This is a genomic window from Escherichia sp. MOD1-EC6021 (genome assembly GCF_002965245.1).
GTDB classification, from domain to species: domain Bacteria; phylum Pseudomonadota; class Gammaproteobacteria; order Enterobacterales; family Enterobacteriaceae; genus Escherichia; species Escherichia coli_F.
Genome location: NZ_PTRU01000019.1, coordinates 1 through 15,761, shown reverse-complemented (window position 1 = coordinate 15,761; position 15,761 = coordinate 1). Strand labels below are relative to the sequence as shown.

The following is a 15,761-nucleotide window of genomic DNA, read 5'->3' as shown; positions in this document are numbered from 1 at the left end:
AGTCACCAAGATCATGGCCAAAGAACAAACGGACCGTACGACATTAGATCTGTTCGCGCACGAGCGTCGACCGGGACGACCGAAAACTAATCCGCTTTCGCGCGATGAACAGCTGCGTATTAATAAACGCAACCAGCTAAAACGCGACAAAGTACGTGGCCTTAAGCGTGTCGAACTGAAGCTGAACGCGGAAGCTGTCGAGGCGCTGAACGAGCTGGCGGAATCGCGCAATATGAGCCGTAGCGAACTGATCGAAGAGATGTTAATGCAGCAACTGGCGGCGCTGCGTAGCCAGGGCATCGTTTAATTTTCCACTTTCATGTAGCACAGTGTGCAGTCCTGCTCGTTTGCTGATTCCGCAAGACTGCCTGTTCTGCTATGATTGCCTTTATCCGTGGGCAATTTTCCACCCCCATTTCAATAAGTTTCAAGAGGTTATTTCACTCATGGCTATCACTGGCATCTTTTTCGGCAGCGACACCGGTAATACCGAAAATATCGCAAAAATGATTCAAAAACAGCTTGGTAAAGACGTTGCCGATGTCCATGACATTGCAAAAAGCAGCAAAGAAGATCTGGAAGCATATGACATTCTGCTGCTGGGCATCCCAACCTGGTATTACGGCGAAGCGCAGTGTGACTGGGATGACTTCTTCCCGACTCTCGAAGAGATTGATTTCAATGGTAAACTGGTTGCGCTATTTGGTTGTGGTGACCAGGAAGATTACGCTGAATACTTCTGTGACGCATTGGGCACCATCCGCGACATCATTGAACCGCGCGGCGCAACTATCGTTGGTCACTGGCCAACTGCGGGCTACCACTTCGAAGCATCAAAAGGTCTGGCAGATGACGACCACTTTGTCGGACTGGCTATCGACGAAGATCGTCAGCCGGAACTGACCGCTGAACGTGTAGAAAAATGGGTTAAACAGATTTCTGAAGAGCTGCATCTCGACGAAATTCTCAATGCCTGATGTAATACGGCGTAGACTCATGTCTACGCCGTATTAATAGATAATGCCAATCAAAATAATTGCTACAAATTTGTAACTTTTGACGTGGTACCTGTACAATGTTCCGGTGTTCAAGTGGCCTTGCCGTTGTAAATGTAAGCTGAGCCACGTTTTTATTAACAATATTTGCCAGGGACTTGTGGTTTTCATTTAGGCGTGGCAATTCTATAATGATACGCATTATCTCAAGAGCAAATTCTGTCACTTCTTCTAATGAAGTGAACCGCTTAGTAACAGGACAGATTCCGCATGACTGATAACAATACCGCCCTAAAGAAAGCTGGCCTGAAAGTAACGCTTCCTCGCTTGAAAATCCTGGAAGTTCTTCAGGAGCCGGACAACCATCACGTCAGTGCGGAAGATTTATACAAACGTCTGATCGATATGGGTGAAGAAATTGGTCTGGCTACGGTTTATCGCGTACTGAACCAGTTTGACGATGCTGGTATCGTCACCCGCCACAATTTTGAAGGCGGTAAATCCGTATTTGAACTGACACAGCAACATCACCACGATCACCTGATCTGCCTCGACTGCGGTAAGGTTATCGAATTTAGTGATGATTCCATCGAAGCGCGTCAGCGTGAAATCGCCGCAAAACATGGCATTCGCCTGACTAACCATAGTCTCTATCTTTACGGTCACTGTGCCGAAGGCGATTGCCGCGAAGATGAGCACGCGCACGAAGGCAAATAAGCCAGTCTGAACGAGAAAAGCCAACCTGCGGGTTGGCTTTTTTATACAAGGGACATAAGAAAAGCGAGAGTTACAGCTCTCACTTATTTGTTATTGCTGCGAATTTCCTGCCAGACCTTATCACAATCGGTTTTCACCGCCTGGTCATTACCGGTTTGCGTTGCCTGAATGCACTGCTGATAATCCAGCACACGGACACTTTCCTGCTCGGCAAATTGCTGATGTTGTTTCTCTTTCTTCAGCACGTTTAACACGCTCTGACAGGCTTCAATTTTTTCCGGCGAACCTTGCGCGGTGTTGATACAGGCGCTGTAAGCTTCTTTCAGATGGCTGTCTTCCTGTGGCGCGGTGGATTGTGCACAAGCCACCAGCCCCGATGCCATCATGGCGATGAGAATCAGTTTTTTCATTGCAAATTCCTCAAACGTGCGGCAAGCACAAAACCTGCCGCGTCGGGCATCAGAAGATGGTGAATGGTGCGATTACCATAAATTTCACGTCACGCTCATCCTGGAAGATGTTGCCGTAACCACCGCCCCAGCTTGGGATGTCGGAGTGGTTGTCGTATTCGGTAAAGTGCAGTTTGAACATCGTGCCTTTGGCGCGACCGTCCTGAATGGTGTAGACCGCATCCAGGCTGTATGCAGACTCTTCAATAGTCCGGTTCTTGTCGTAGTACGCATCCGGATTGCTCTGCCAGGTAGCGGGTTTAGCATCCCATGCGTAAACGTAGGAAGCGCCGATGGCGAAGCCTGGAAGATTCCAGTTTTTCAGGTCATACATCGCACCGAAGAAGACCGCTTTTTCGCCGTTGGCGTTGAAGTCAGAACGGTTATCCCACCAGATATCCAGGCGACCGTTCGAGGAAGCATAGGTTGGAGTCATACGTTGCAGGAAGTATCCCTGCTGACCGTCGGCTTTAACCCAGGTGCCTTCCAGACGCAAATCCACTACGTCAGCCGCCCGGTAACCAAAGGTCAACGCTTGCAGCCAGGCAGTGCCGTCGTAAAGGTCGTTGACGCTGCGATCGTCAACTTTATCGCGCGTACCGTAGAACTGGTAGCTGGTGGTTAACGGGCTACCGGCGATATCAAATTTATAGCTGGCTTTGGCAAAATACTGATCAATATACCCTTCCGCCTGACCAAACGCCGCTTCCAGTACGAAGTTATTTTTGAAGTCGTACTTCGCCCCAAGGGAGTGTAGATAATCAACTTTAGTGGTTTTATCGTTCTGATAAAACTCATCCATTTCCAGATGCCACGGCGCTTTATATTCGTTGGTCCACATGTAGGAGAAACTCAACGCACCAGCATCGCCGTAATCAAAATTCGCCCCCGCTTCCGCCCCCTGATAAGTACCCGGCATAAAGCTCCAGTGCGGCGCTAACAGCGTCTGACCGGTTGGCTGAATATAACCTGCCCGCGCCCACACCGGACCGTATTTAAATTTGGCCGCTGCTTTATACAGGCTTATACCGCTTTTATCGCCGGACCAGTCTTCGTCATAGGCTTTATTACTTTTTGAAAACGCGATTTCGTTCGGGTGAGAGCTGTCGCCGTTTTCCGCCATTTCAATCGCCGTAAACGCGGCAATATCAAGGCCGAACATATCAGCAGCATAACCAGACTGAAAATCGAGGTTGGCGTTCCAGGTGGAATGAGAAAGGTTGGTTTTGTATTTGTCGCCGTCGGTAACGTCTTTACGGTCGCGTTCACGCTGCCAGTAATAGATACCGCCGGTTAAGGTTGAATCGTCGATGAATCCTTCGGCGCGAGCCTCCGGCATTGCCATAAAGCCCGACATTGCTGTAACACTGGCGATAGCCAGCGCCAGCGTACTACGTTTGCCACTAAACGTACGCATGGGTTAATCCTCTTTGACGTATAAATTGCTGCACCAAAGGTGAACAGCGAAAAAAATAAAAATTAAAAAAGTAGCGTTGAGAAAAGTCTCGCTGACTACAGGAACAGACTATTTTTCGCGACGCGAATTATCAATCTCTTTCTGTAACCAGAATGTAAGAACATGAGCAACCGCACATATTTTGATGATTTTTGTTACAAGGCTTAAGTTTGTAGTTGAAAGGTTTACAAAAGAATAAAAGCCTGAGTTTCCAGCAAGATGAAAGCGGTTACATTTTATTTAATTATGCTTTGTGATTTTAAATTTGTTTTATGGATAAATTGTGAAACGGAATTAATTCGCGAAGAAAAGCAGAAAAAAAACGCCGCGGAGCGCGGCGTTTGGGTTTGTTTGCTATTTCTTGCCGGATGCGGCGTGAACGCCTTATCCGGCCTACAAAAGCACGCAAATTCAATATATGGCAGAGATCATGTAGGCCTGATAAGCGTAGCGCATCAGGCAATTTAGCGTTTGAAACTGTTTCTATGTTTCTTGCCGGATGTGGCGTAAATGCCTCACCCGGCCTGGTAGAACTTAAAACTACTCGCCTACTTTCGCCCAGGTATCACGCAGCCCAACGGTGCGGTTAAATACCGGTTTTTCCGCCGTAGAATGGCGGCTGTCGAGGCAGAAATAACCTTCACGCTCAAACTGGAATGCTTTGCCCGCTACCGCGTCTTTCAGCGACGGTTCAGCAAAGCCCTGTTTGATCACCAGCGATTCCGGGTTAATCACCGACAGGAAATCATCCGCAGCACCTGGGTTCGGCACGCTGAACAGACGATCGTACAGGCGGATTTCAACCGGCAGCGCATGTGCCGCGCTCACCCAGTGAATAACGCCTTTCACTTTACGACCATCTGCCGGATCTTTGCTTAAGGTGTCGGCGTCATAAGTACAGAAGATGGTGGTGATGTTGCCTTCGGCATCTTTCTCCACGCGTTCAGCCTTAATGACGTAAGCATTACGCAGACGCACTTCTTTACCCAGCACCAGACGTTTGTACTGCTTGTTAGCTTCTTCGCGGAAATCGGCGCGGTCGATCCAAATCTCACCGCTAAACGGCACCTGACGGCTGCCCATTTCCGGTTTGTTCGGATGGTTCGGCATGGTGACCATTTCGCCTTCGCCCTGATAGTTTTCGATAACCAGTTTCACCGGATCGATAACTGCCATTGCGCGCGGGGCGTTTTCGTTGAGATCTTCACGAATGCAGGATTCCAGCGACGCCATCTCAATGGTGTTGTCCTGCTTGGTCACGCCAATGCGTTTGCAGAACTCACGAATAGAAGCCGCAGTGTAACCACGACGACGCAGACCGGAAATGGTCGGCATACGAGGATCATCCCAGCCTTCAACGTGCTTGTCGGTCACCAGCAGGTTCAGCTTACGCTTGGACATCACGGTGTATTCCAGATTCAGGCGCGAGAATTCGTACTGGCGCGGGTGAACAGGAATGGTGATGTTATCCAGCACCCAGTCATACAGGCGACGGTTGTCCTGGAATTCCAGCGTACACAGAGAGTGCGTAATACCTTCCAGCGCATCGCTGATGCAGTGGGTGAAGTCGTACATCGGGTAGATGCACCACTTGTTACCGGTCTGGTGGTGTTCAGCAAACTTAATGCGGTACAGCACCGGATCGCGCATCACGATAAACGGCGAAGCCATGTCGATTTTCGCGCGCAGGCAGGCTTTACCTTCTTCAAAACCACCGGTACGCATTTTTTCGAACAGCGCCAGGTTCTCTTCAACGCTGCGGTCGCGGTACGGGCTGTTTTTACCCGGCTGAGTCAGGGTGCCACGATATTCGCGGATCTGTTCCGGTGTCAGTTCATCAACATACGCCAGGCCTTTATTGATCAGTTCGATCGCATAGGCGTGGAGCTGATCAAAATAATCGGAGGAGTAACGGACGTTACCAGACCAGTGAAAACCTAACCACTCTACGTCGTTTTTGATCGAATCGACATACTCGATATCTTCTTTTACCGGGTTAGTGTCGTCGAAACGCAGGTTGCACTGGCCTTTATAGTCCTGGGCGATCCCGAAGTTCAGGCAGATAGATTTCGCATGGCCAATATGCAGATAGCCATTCGGCTCCGGCGGGAAACGGGTGTGTACTGTGGTGTGCTTACCACTGGCCAGATCTTCATCGATGATCTGACGGATAAAGTTAGTCGGGCGGGCTTCTGCCTCACTCATCGTGGATTCCTCAAAGCGTAAACAACGTATAACGGCGTATGATCTTATAAGCGGGACAGGCTGACAACTGTTAGTTAGTGAAAATCGAAAATCTCACTGAGATTATGGGGATGATTGATGAAAAAAAAAGCGGCAGAGAAGATCTCCACCGCTTTTGCCAGTCCTGCGTCATTGTTGGATGCGACGCTTAAGCGTCTTATCCAACCTGGACTGAGCTTTTGTAGGCCTGATAAGACGCGTCATGCGTCGCATCAGGCATGAAGCAGATTACTTTTTGATTTCATACAGCGGCGTTTGACCCGCCACAACATGACCCTGAGCTTTAATGATAAGGCCGCTGAAATCGTCGATATTGCTGCAAACCACCGGGCTAATCATCGAACGGGCGTTAGCGTTCAGGTAATCCAGATCCATTTCCAGAATCGGTTGCCCTGCGCTTACTTGCGCCCCCTCTTCCACCAAACGTTTAAAGCCTTTGCCTTCCAGCGCTACGGTGTCGATACCCATATGGACGACAATCTCAGCGCCTTTTTCGGTTTCCAGGCAGAACGCGTGATTGGTGTTGAAGATTTTTACGATTGTCCCTGCGGCTGGCGATACGACGATTTTATCCGTCGGTTTCACCGCCACACCGTCACCCACCGCTTTGCTGGCAAATGCTTCGTCAGGAACCTGATCCAGCGCCACAACATCACCGGTAATCGGCGATACCAGCTCCGCGACAGACACCGCGTTTGGTACGGCCTGCGGTTTTGCTACAGGCACGGTAGTTGCAGGCGCAGTTTCAGCAGAGGCGGCTGCTACCGGACCACGGGCAACGACTTTCTTCATTGCATCGCCAATGGATTCCGCTTTCGCGCCAACAATCACCTGAATAGTCTGTTTGTTCAGTTTCACTACCCCAGAAGCACCCAGACGTTTACACATCGTATCGTTAACGCGGGCAGAGTCAGCCACGGTCAGACGCAGACGGGTGATACAGGCGTCAATCGCTTTCAGGTTGTCAGTACCGCCAACCGCAGCAATATAGTTGGTCGCCAGTTGAGTCAGGCCTTCCTCGGTATTGCTGTTGGCTTCTTCAGTAACGATCTCGTCTTCTTTATCTTCGCGACCCGGCGTTTTCAGATTGAACATGCGGATAACCACACTGAACACCACGAAGTAGATAGCGAAGAACACAACCCCCATCACCAGCAGCATCCAGACGTTCTGGCTGGCGGCCGGCAGGTTATACATCAACGCGTAGTCGATAGCCCCCGCAGAGAAGGAGAAGCCAGCATGGATACCCAGCAGCGTTGCCACAAACAGGCTGATACCCGTCAGCAGTGCGTGCAGGAGGTACAGCAGCGGTGCAAGGAACATGAACAGGAATTCCAGCGGCTCAGTCACACCGGTCAGGAACGCAGTAACAGCAACAGAAAGCAGCATACCGCCAACCATCGGACGACGCTCTTTCGGTGCTGCGAAGTACATCGCCAGCGCCGCGCCCGGCAGACCGAACATCATAATCGGGAAGAAGCCGGACATGAACATCCCCGCGGTGCCGTCACCGGCATAGAAGCGGTTAATGTCGCCGTGGAAAACCGTACCCGCCGCGTTGGTGAATTCACCAATCTGGAACCAGGCGATGGTGTTCAGCACCTGATGCAGACCGGTTGGGATCAGCAGACGGTTGATGAAACCAAAGATACCGGAACCCAGCGCGCCCGCAGAAACGATCCATTCGCCGCCTGCATGGATAGCGTGCTGTACCGGTGGCCAGACGTAACCAAAAATGGCCGCCAGCACCAGGCAGAAGAAGCCGGTGGCGATCGGCACAAAACGTTTGCCGCCGAAGAAGCTCAGGAAGTCCGGCAGTTTAATATCGGACCAACGGTTATAGGCAGCACCACCGACCAGACCGGTAATGATACCCGCCAGTACACCCATGTTAATTTCTGGGTTGATGGTCACCATCGCTTTGGTTAACACAAAGTAACCGACCGCACCCGCCAGCGCCGCCGCACCTGCGCTGTCTTTCGACCAGCTGGATGCCACACCGATGGCGAAGATTAATGCGAGGTTATCAAAAATCGCACCGCCCGCCTGGGCAATAAACGCAACGTTAAGTAAATCTGGCTGACCGAATCGCAGCAACAGTGCCGCCACCGGCAGCACCGCGATAGGGAGCTGTAACGCCCTACCGAGTCGCTGGAAAAAACCTAAAATATTCATCTTATTCCCCCTACGAGAACCCTATTTGGCTCGTTTAAAGCCGTATTTTTATTTTGCTGCAAATTGTACTGCCGATGTTCTGTAATCAGATTGTTAGATCATCTGCTACAGAGTGTGTGAAAATTTAATTCGTATCGCAAATTAAACGCGTGTCTTTTGTGAGTTTTGTCACCAAATATCGTTATCATCACTCCCTTTTACTGGCTAAACCAGAAAACTTATTTTATCATTCAAAAAATCAGGTCGGATTGACGCCTGTCTGCGCAAATCCAGGTTACGCTTAAAGATGCCTAATCCGCCAACGGCTTACTTTTTACTTACTGAGGTGAATAATGAGACTGATCCCCCTGACTACCGCTGAACAGGTCGGCAAATGGGCTGCTCGCCATATCGTCAATCGTATCAATGCGTTCAAACCGACAGCCGATCGTCCGTTTGTTCTGGGTCTGCCGACTGGCGGCACGCCGATGACCACCTACAAAGCGTTAGTTGAAATGCATAAAGCAGGCCAGGTCAGCTTTAAGCACGTTGTCACCTTCAACATGGACGAATATGTCGGTCTGCCGAAAGAGCATCCGGAAAGCTACTACAGCTTTATGCACCGTAATTTCTTCGATCACGTTGATATTCCAGCAGAAAACATCAACCTTCTCAACGGCAACGCCCCGGATATCGACGCCGAGTGCCGCCAGTATGAAGAAAAAATCCGTTCTTACGGAAAAATTCATCTGTTTATGGGCGGTGTAGGTAACGACGGTCATATTGCATTTAACGAACCAGCGTCTTCTCTGGCTTCTCGTACTCGTATCAAAACCCTGACTCATGACACTCGCGTCGCGAACTCTCGTTTCTTTGATAACGATGTCAATCAGGTGCCAAAATATGCCCTGACTGTCGGTGTTGGTACATTGTTGGATGCCGAAGAAGTAATGATTCTGGTGCTGGGCAGCCAGAAAGCACTGGCGCTGCAAGCCGCCGTTGAAGGTTGCGTGAACCACATGTGGACCATCAGCTGTCTGCAACTGCATCCGAAAGCCATCATGGTGTGCGATGAACCTTCTACCATGGAGCTGAAAGTTAAGACTTTAAGATATTTCAATGAATTAGAAGCAGAAAATATCAAAGGTCTGTAATTGTTATCCCTGCCCTGACGCATTGCTCAGGGCAATATTTTTTTTAAATCGGGGGTCAGAATGTATGCATTAACCCAGGGCCGAATCTTTACCGGCCACGAATTTCTTGATGACCACGCGGTTGTTATCGCTGATGGCCTGATTAAAAGCGTCTGTCCGGTAGCGGAACTGCCGCCAGAGATTGAACAACGTTCACTGAACGGGGCCATTCTCTCCCCCGGTTTTATCGATGTGCAGTTAAACGGCTGCGGCGGCGTGCAGTTTAACGATACTGCTGAAGCGGTCAGCGTAGAAACGCTGGAAATCATGCAGAAAGCCAATGAGAAATCGGGCTGCACCAACTATCTGCCGACGCTTATCACCACCAGCGACGAGCTGATGAAACAGGGCGTGCGCGTTATGCGCGAGTACCTGGCAAAACATCCGAATCAGGCGTTAGGTCTGCATCTGGAAGGTCCGTGGCTGAATCTGGTAAAAAAAGGCACCCATAATCCGAACTTTGTGCGTAAGCCTGATGCCGCGCTGGTCGATTTCCTGTGTGGGAACGCCGACGTCATTACCAAAGTGACGCTGGCACCGGAAATGGTTCCTGCGGAAGTGATCAGTAAACTGGCAAATGCAGGGATTGTAGTGTCTGCTGGTCACTCAAATGCGACGTTAAAAGAAGCGAAAGCCGGTTTCCGCGCGGGGATTACCTTTGCCACTCATCTGTACAACGCGATGCCGTATATTACCGGTCGTGAACCGGGCCTGGCGGGCGCGATTCTCGACGAAGCTGACATTTATTGCGGTATTATCGCTGATGGCCTGCATGTTGATTACGCCAATATTCGTAACGCTAAACGTCTGAAAGGCGACAAACTGTGTCTGGTTACCGATGCCACCGCACCAGCAGGTGCCAACATTGAACAGTTCATTTTTGCGGGTAAAACAATATACTACCGTAACGGACTTTGTGTGGATGAGAACGGTACGTTAAGCGGTTCATCCTTAACCATGATTGAAGGCGTGCGTAATCTGGTCGAACATTGTGGTATCGCACTGGATGAAGTGCTGCGTATGGCGACGCTCTATCCGGCGCGTGCGATTGGCGTTGAGAAACGTCTCGGCACGCTCGCCGCAGGTAAAGTAGCCAACCTGACTGCATTCACACCTGATTTTAAAATCACCAAGACCATCGTTAACGGTAACGAGGTCGTAACTCAATAAGAGAAAGTATGACACCAGGCGGACAAGCTCAGATAGGTAATGTTGATCTCGTAAAACAGCTTAACAGCGCGGCGGTTTATCGCCTGATTGACCAGTACGGGCCAATCTCGCGGATTCAGATTGCCGAGCAAAGCCAGCTTGCCCCCGCCAGCGTAACAAAAATTACGCGTCAGCTTATCGAACGCGGGCTGATTAAAGAAGTTGATCAGCAGGCCTCCACCGGGGGCCGCCGCGCTATCTCTATCGTCACCGAAACCCGCAATTTCCACGCAATCGGCGTACGGCTTGGTCGTCACGACGCCACCATCACCCTGTTTGATCTCAGCAGCAAAGTGCTGGCAGAAGAACATTACCCGCTGCCAGAACGTACCCAGCAGACGCTGGAACATGCCCTGCTGAATGCCATTGCTCAGTTTATTGATAGCTACCAGCGCAAACTGCGCGAGCTGATCGCCATTTCCGTGATCCTGCCAGGGCTTGTTGACCCGGACAGCGGCAAAATTCATTACATGCCGCATATTCAGGTGGAAAACTGGGGACTGGTAGAAGCACTGGAAGAGCGTTTTAAAGTGACCTGTTTCGTCGGTCACGATATCCGTAGTCTGGCACTGGCAGAGCACTACTTCGGTGCAAGTCAGGATTGCGAAGATTCCATTCTGGTGCGTGTCCATCGCGGGACCGGGGCCGGGATTATCTCTAATGGGCGCATTTTTATTGGCCGCAACGGCAACGTCGGTGAAATTGGCCATATTCAGGTCGAACCGCTGGGTGAACGCTGCCACTGCGGCAACTTTGGCTGCCTGGAAACTATCGCCGCCAACGCTGCCATTGAACAACGGGTGTTGAATCTGTTAAAGCAGGGCTACCAGAGCCGTGTGCCACTGGACGACTGCACCATCAAAACTATCTGCAAAGCCGCGAACAAAGGCGACGGTCTGGCGTCGGAAGTGATTGAGTATGTCGGTCGTCATCTGGGTAAAACCATCGCCATTGCTATCAACTTATTTAATCCGCAAAAAATTGTTATCGCAGGTGAGATCACCGAAGCCGATAAAGTGCTGCTCCCTGCTATTGAAAGCTGCATTAATACCCAAGCATTGAAGGCATTTCGCACCAATCTGCCCGTGGTACGTTCTGAGCTGGATCACCGCTCGGCAATCGGCGCTTTTGCGCTGGTAAAACGCGCCATGCTCAACGGTATTTTGCTCCAGCATTTGCTGGAAAATTAATGTGCTTTTATAGTGGCGCTTATTGTTGTCAATATTCTGGGTAGTCCATGACCATTAAAAATGTAATTTGCGATATCGACGGCGTGCTGATGCACGATAACGTCGCCGTACCGGGTGCAGCGGAATTTTTGCACGGGATTATGGATAAAGGCCTGCCGCTGGTGTTGCTGACCAACTATCCTTCGCAGACCGGGCAAGATCTGGCGAACCGCTTTGCCACTGCGGGTGTCGATGTGCCGGACAGCGTGTTTTATACCTCCGCGATGGCGACCGCCGATTTCCTGCGTCGCCAGGAAGGTAAGAAAGCGTATGTGGTGGGCGAAGGCGCACTGATTCATGAACTGTACAAAGCCGGTTTCACTATTACCGATGTGAACCCTGATTTTGTGATTGTTGGCGAAACGCGTTCCTACAACTGGGACATGATGCATAAAGCAGCCTATTTCGTCGCTAACGGTGCACGCTTTATCGCCACCAACCCGGACACCCACGGGCGCGGTTTTTATCCGGCCTGTGGCGCGCTATGCGCGGGGATCGAAAAAATCTCCGGACGTAAACCGTTCTATGTTGGTAAGCCGAGTCCGTGGATCATCCGCGCAGCATTAAACAAAATGCAGGCGCATTCGGAAGAAACGGTGATTGTCGGCGATAACTTGCGCACCGACATTCTGGCGGGCTTCCAGGCCGGTCTGGAGACGATTCTGGTGCTTTCTGGTGTTTCATCGCTCGACGATATCGACAGTATGCCGTTCCGCCCAAGCTGGATTTACCCGTCAGTCGCTGAAATCGACGTTATCTGAATACCACCCACGTCTGCGGACGTGGTTGGCTCTGATGACAAACGCCAAACTGCCTGATGCGCTACGCTTATCAGGCCTACGCAGCTCCTGCAATATATTGAATTTTCATGCTTTTGTAGGCAGGATAAGGCGTTCACGCCGCATCCGGCATGAACAAATCGCACTTTGTCAGCAATTTGGCCCCCGTAAAATATAACCATTTAATAAAACCCGCTAAAAATTATCGATTCATCAATAAATACATCCTCACACCAGACCTTTTTTCACCAATCGACAATCACCATTACGTTTTTTATTCCCCCCCTGCCAAATCGCTTGCGCACAGTGCTGCTTTGCGGCATTTTTTTAAACAAGCAAACACAACAAGCAACAAATACCAGGTTAACGGAGAAGGTTATGTGTTCAATTTTTGGCGTATTCGATATCAAAACAGACGCAGTTGAGCTGCGTAAGAAAGCACTCGAGCTGTCACGCCTGATGCGTCATCGTGGCCCGGACTGGTCCGGTATTTATGCCAGCGATAACGCCATTCTCGCCCACGAACGTCTGTCCATTGTTGACGTTAACGCGGGGGCGCAACCTCTCTACAACCAACAAAAAACTCATGTGCTGGCAGTAAACGGTGAAATCTACAACCACCAGGCATTGCGCGCTGAATATGGCGATCGTTACCAGTTCCAGACCGGGTCTGACTGTGAAGTGATCCTCGCGCTGTATCAGGAAAAAGGGCCGGAATTTCTCGACGATTTGCAGGGCATGTTCGCTTTTGCCCTGTACGACAGCGAAAAAGATGCGTATCTGATTGGTCGCGACCATCTGGGGATCATCCCACTGTATATGGGCTATGACGAACATGGTCAGCTGTATGTGGCCTCAGAAATGAAAGCCCTGGTGCCGGTATGCCGCACGATTAAAGAGTTCCCGGCGGGGAGCTATTTATGGAGTCAGGACGGCGAAATCCGTTCTTATTATCACCGCGACTGGTTCGACTACGATGCGGTGAAAGATAACGTGACCGACAAAAACGAGCTGCGTCAGGCACTGGAAGATTCCGTTAAAAGCCATCTGATGTCTGATGTGCCTTACGGTGTGCTGCTTTCTGGTGGTCTGGATTCCTCAATTATTTCCGCGATCACCAAGAAATACGCCGCCCGTCGCGTGGAAGATCAGGAACGCTCTGAAGCCTGGTGGCCGCAGCTGCACTCCTTTGCTGTAGGTCTGCCGGGTTCACCGGATCTGAAGGCAGCCCAGGAAGTGGCAAACCATCTGGGCACTGTGCATCATGAAATTCACTTCACTGTACAGGAAGGTCTGGACGCCATCCGCGACGTGATTTACCACATCGAAACCTATGATGTGACCACTATTCGCGCTTCAACACCGATGTATTTAATGTCGCGTAAGATCAAAGCGATGGGCATTAAAATGGTACTGTCCGGTGAAGGTTCTGATGAAGTGTTTGGCGGTTATCTCTACTTCCACAAAGCGCCGAACGCTAAAGAACTGCATGAAGAGACGGTGCGTAAACTGCTGGCCCTGCATATGTATGACTGCGCGCGTGCCAACAAAGCGATGTCAGCCTGGGGCGTGGAAGCACGCGTTCCGTTCCTCGACAAAAAATTCCTCGACGTGGCGATGCGTATTAACCCGCAGGATAAAATGTGCGGTAACGGCAAAATGGAAAAACACATCCTGCGTGAATGTTTTGAGTCGTACTTGCCCGCAAGTGTGGCCTGGCGGCAGAAAGAGCAGTTCTCTGATGGCGTCGGTTACAGTTGGATCGACACCCTGAAAGAAGTGGCGGCACAGCAGGTTTCTGATCAACAGCTGGAAACTGCCCGCTTCCGCTTCCCGTACAACACGCCGACCTCAAAAGAAGCGTATCTGTATCGGGAAATCTTTGAAGAATTGTTCCCGCTTCCGAGCGCCGCAGAGTGCGTGCCGGGCGGCCCGTCCGTCGCTTGTTCTTCCGCTAAAGCGATTGAATGGGATGAGGCGTTCAAGAAAATGGACGATCCGTCTGGTCGTGCGGTTGGCGTTCACCAGTCGGCCTATAAGTAAGAAATGCGGTACTGCCCCGGAGAAATCCGGGGCTGTTTCAGTTATTGAGCTGCTTGTTGATTCTGATATGCAGTAAGGAAATGTTCCGGGTTTGCCACATCACTGTTTGACAACTCATCACTGTAGGCCACCGACCAGGTCGCCTGCTCATCCGGAATATGCAGGCTGCCATTCCCCTCTTTCAGGCGTAATAACTCAAAAGATTTGCCCTTAATTACGGCGGTATAGGATTTTTCACCTTCCTGTAATGCTTTCACTTTACAGCGAAAAATCTGGCCATCGATGTCATTATCAACATGCGATACCTGAATGAGGGCTTCATTAGAGGCTTTCGGCCCTATCCGCATCATCCACACCACAGCGCCTTCCTGCCCACGATAGCCAAAAACATATTTACCGATTTCCGGTTTGACCGTATCGGCAAACGCAGATTGCATAAGTAATAACGCACCCATCAGCGCCGTCATAAAACGCAGCATAGTATTCCCTCAATAAATCGCCTGAAGTGGTAGCAGAGATGCAGGCGTAGCGATCCCTGCCCTGTCCTGTTGCAACGGGCCAGTATTTCATAGATTAATTTCCTACCACTATTGTTGAATTCCGAATTTCATCCTGTATGACAAAAGAATGGCTGTAGGGTGGGGAAAAAACACAAAGTAAACAATAATTGACGAATATAGCGCCACGCTGTTCGCAACCTAACCAAACAGTCACTTTCGAGCAATTTTCCTTGAAAAAGAGGTTGACGCTGCAAGGCTCTATACGCATAATGCGCCCCGCAACGCCGATAAGGTATCGCGAAAAAAAGATGGCTACGTAGCTCAGTTGGTTAGAGCACATCACTCATAATGATGGGGTCACAGGTTCGAATCCCGTCGTAGCCACCATCTTTTTTGCGGGAGTGGCGAAATTGGTAGACGCACCAGATTTAGGTTCTGGCGCCGCAAGGTGTGCGAGTTCAAGTCTCGCCTCCCGCACCATTCACCAGAAAGCGTTGTACGGATGGGGTATCGCCAAGCGGTAAGGCACCGGTTTTTGATACCGGCATTCCCTGGTTCGAATCCAGGTACCCCAGCCATCGAAGAAACAATCTGGCTACGTAGCTCAGTTGGTTAGAGCACATCACTCATAATGATGGGGTCACAGGTTCGAATCCCGTCGTAGCCACCAAATTCTGAATGTGTCGAATGCGTTCGGCAAATTCACAAACCAATTTGTTGGGGTATCGCCAAGCGGTAAGGCACCGGATTCTGATTCCGGCATTCCGAGGTTCGAATCCTCGTACCCCAGCCA

General features: G+C 50.5%; 14 protein-coding genes and 5 tRNA genes. 14 read left to right on the top strand and 5 right to left on the bottom strand.

What is annotated here, in order from left to right; genetic code table 11:
• Nucleotides 1-13: 13 nt before the first annotated feature.
• From ybfE to fur, 4 genes are all read left to right on the top strand, one after another.
• Nucleotides 14-307, top strand: a complete 294-nt coding sequence (gene ybfE, locus BEB54_RS19540) for a LexA regulated protein (protein ID WP_001300829.1) — start codon at nucleotides 14-16, stop codon at nucleotides 305-307.
• 139 nt (nucleotides 308-446) lie between these two features.
• Nucleotides 447-977, top strand: coding sequence for a flavodoxin FldA (gene fldA, locus BEB54_RS19535; protein ID WP_001018618.1), 531 nt, complete (start codon nucleotides 447-449; stop codon nucleotides 975-977).
• Nucleotides 978-1,186: 209 nt separating this feature from the next.
• Entirely contained in the window at nucleotides 1,187-1,273 is an 87-nt protein-coding gene (gene uof, locus BEB54_RS19530) for a fur leader peptide (protein ID WP_001406816.1), read from the top strand.
• Complete coding sequence (gene fur, locus BEB54_RS19525) at nucleotides 1,266-1,712, top strand: ferric iron uptake transcriptional regulator (protein WP_000131702.1); 447 nt, start codon at nucleotides 1,266-1,268, stop codon at nucleotides 1,710-1,712. The genes uof and fur overlap by 8 nt, the downstream gene beginning before the upstream one ends.
• Before the next feature lie 83 nt (nucleotides 1,713-1,795).
• On the opposite strand, the gene chiQ is transcribed toward fur, so the two are convergent.
• The 4 genes from chiQ to nagE all read right to left on the bottom strand — a co-directional run bounded on the left by chiQ (nucleotide 1,796) and on the right by nagE (nucleotide 8,036).
• A complete protein-coding gene (chiQ, locus tag BEB54_RS19520) occupies nucleotides 1,796-2,122 on the bottom strand; it encodes a ChiQ/YbfN family lipoprotein (RefSeq protein WP_000733584.1) in 327 nt (108 codons plus the stop codon).
• Between the two features lie 49 nt (nucleotides 2,123-2,171).
• Nucleotides 2,172-3,578, bottom strand: a complete 1,407-nt coding sequence (gene chiP, locus BEB54_RS19515; protein ID WP_001258860.1) for a chitoporin ChiP — start codon at nucleotides 3,576-3,578, stop codon at nucleotides 2,172-2,174.
• Between the two features lie 579 nt (nucleotides 3,579-4,157).
• Complete coding sequence (gene glnS / locus BEB54_RS19505; RefSeq protein WP_001287134.1) at nucleotides 4,158-5,822, bottom strand: glutamine--tRNA ligase; 1,665 nt, start codon at nucleotides 5,820-5,822, stop codon at nucleotides 4,158-4,160.
• A 267-nt stretch (nucleotides 5,823-6,089) separates the two neighbouring features.
• Nucleotides 6,090-8,036: a PTS N-acetyl glucosamine transporter subunit IIABC gene (gene nagE, locus BEB54_RS19500; RefSeq protein WP_105277487.1), complete on the bottom strand. Its 1,947-nt coding sequence runs from the start codon at nucleotides 8,034-8,036 to the stop codon at nucleotides 6,090-6,092.
• A gap of 332 nt (nucleotides 8,037-8,368) precedes the next feature.
• On the opposite strand from nagE, the gene nagB reads away from it, so the two are divergent.
• From nagB to asnB, 5 genes are all read left to right on the top strand, one after another.
• The gene (nagB, locus tag BEB54_RS19495; RefSeq protein WP_001237072.1) at nucleotides 8,369-9,169 is read left to right on the top strand and encodes a glucosamine-6-phosphate deaminase; all 801 of its coding nucleotides are present in this window, start codon (nucleotides 8,369-8,371) and stop codon (nucleotides 9,167-9,169) included.
• Between the two features lie 60 nt (nucleotides 9,170-9,229).
• Nucleotides 9,230-10,378, top strand: coding sequence for an N-acetylglucosamine-6-phosphate deacetylase (gene nagA / locus BEB54_RS19490; RefSeq protein ID WP_105277486.1), 1,149 nt, complete (start codon nucleotides 9,230-9,232; stop codon nucleotides 10,376-10,378).
• Between the two features lie 8 nt (nucleotides 10,379-10,386).
• Entirely contained in the window at nucleotides 10,387-11,607 is a 1,221-nt protein-coding gene (gene nagC / locus BEB54_RS19485) for a DNA-binding transcriptional regulator NagC (RefSeq protein WP_000187590.1), read from the top strand.
• 47 nt (nucleotides 11,608-11,654) lie between these two features.
• Nucleotides 11,655-12,407, top strand: a complete 753-nt coding sequence (nagD, locus tag BEB54_RS19480) for a ribonucleotide monophosphatase NagD (protein ID WP_000153129.1) — start codon at nucleotides 11,655-11,657, stop codon at nucleotides 12,405-12,407.
• 396 nt (nucleotides 12,408-12,803) lie between these two features.
• Nucleotides 12,804-14,468 (top strand): asparagine synthase B, encoded by a 1,665-nt coding sequence (gene asnB / locus BEB54_RS19470; RefSeq protein ID WP_000337081.1) that lies wholly within the window; start codon nucleotides 12,804-12,806, stop codon nucleotides 14,466-14,468.
• Between the two features lie 41 nt (nucleotides 14,469-14,509).
• Here asnB and BEB54_RS28645 read toward each other — a convergent pair whose 3' ends face one another.
• Nucleotides 14,510-14,947, bottom strand: coding sequence for a hypothetical protein (locus tag BEB54_RS28645; protein WP_000943486.1), 438 nt, complete (start codon nucleotides 14,945-14,947; stop codon nucleotides 14,510-14,512).
• 331 nt (nucleotides 14,948-15,278) lie between these two features.
• Here BEB54_RS28645 and BEB54_RS19455 point away from each other — a divergent pair.
• The 5 genes from BEB54_RS19455 to BEB54_RS19435 all read left to right on the top strand — a co-directional run bounded on the left by BEB54_RS19455 (nucleotide 15,279) and on the right by BEB54_RS19435 (nucleotide 15,761).
• A tRNA-Met gene (locus BEB54_RS19455) sits at nucleotides 15,279-15,355 on the top strand.
• 8 nt (nucleotides 15,356-15,363) lie between these two features.
• Nucleotides 15,364-15,448, top strand: a tRNA-Leu gene (locus tag BEB54_RS19450).
• 23 nt (nucleotides 15,449-15,471) lie between these two features.
• Nucleotides 15,472-15,546, top strand: a tRNA-Gln gene (locus tag BEB54_RS19445).
• A gap of 15 nt (nucleotides 15,547-15,561) precedes the next feature.
• A tRNA-Met gene (locus tag BEB54_RS19440) sits at nucleotides 15,562-15,638 on the top strand.
• Between the two features lie 48 nt (nucleotides 15,639-15,686).
• Nucleotides 15,687-15,761, top strand: a tRNA-Gln gene (locus BEB54_RS19435).

Bases quoted from the DNA above. Each gene is read 5' to 3' on its own strand.
- nagA (WP_105277486.1), top strand. From the start codon at position 9,230: ATGTATGCATTAACCCAGGGCCGAATCTTTACCGGCCACGAATTTCTT.
- nagB (WP_001237072.1), top strand. From the start codon at position 8,369: ATGAGACTGATCCCCCTGACTACCGCTGAACAGGTCGGCAAATGGGCT.
- nagD (WP_000153129.1), top strand. From the start codon at position 11,655: ATGACCATTAAAAATGTAATTTGCGATATCGACGGCGTGCTGATGCAC.
- asnB (WP_000337081.1), top strand. From the start codon at position 12,804: ATGTGTTCAATTTTTGGCGTATTCGATATCAAAACAGACGCAGTTGAG.
- nagC (WP_000187590.1), top strand. From the start codon at position 10,387: ATGACACCAGGCGGACAAGCTCAGATAGGTAATGTTGATCTCGTAAAA.
- ybfE (WP_001300829.1), top strand. From the start codon at position 14: ATGGCCAAAGAACAAACGGACCGTACGACATTAGATCTGTTCGCGCAC.
- fldA (WP_001018618.1), top strand. From the start codon at position 447: ATGGCTATCACTGGCATCTTTTTCGGCAGCGACACCGGTAATACCGAA.
- nagE (WP_105277487.1), bottom strand. From the start codon at position 8,036: ATGAATATTTTAGGTTTTTTCCAGCGACTCGGTAGGGCGTTACAGCTC.
- chiP (WP_001258860.1), bottom strand. From the start codon at position 3,578: ATGCGTACGTTTAGTGGCAAACGTAGTACGCTGGCGCTGGCTATCGCC.
- glnS (WP_001287134.1), bottom strand. From the start codon at position 5,822: ATGAGTGAGGCAGAAGCCCGCCCGACTAACTTTATCCGTCAGATCATC.
- chiQ (WP_000733584.1), bottom strand. From the start codon at position 2,122: ATGAAAAAACTGATTCTCATCGCCATGATGGCATCGGGGCTGGTGGCT.
- uof (WP_001406816.1), top strand. From the start codon at position 1,187: ATGATACGCATTATCTCAAGAGCAAATTCTGTCACTTCTTCTAATGAA.
- BEB54_RS28645 (WP_000943486.1), bottom strand. From the start codon at position 14,947: ATGCTGCGTTTTATGACGGCGCTGATGGGTGCGTTATTACTTATGCAA.
- fur (WP_000131702.1), top strand. From the start codon at position 1,266: ATGACTGATAACAATACCGCCCTAAAGAAAGCTGGCCTGAAAGTAACG.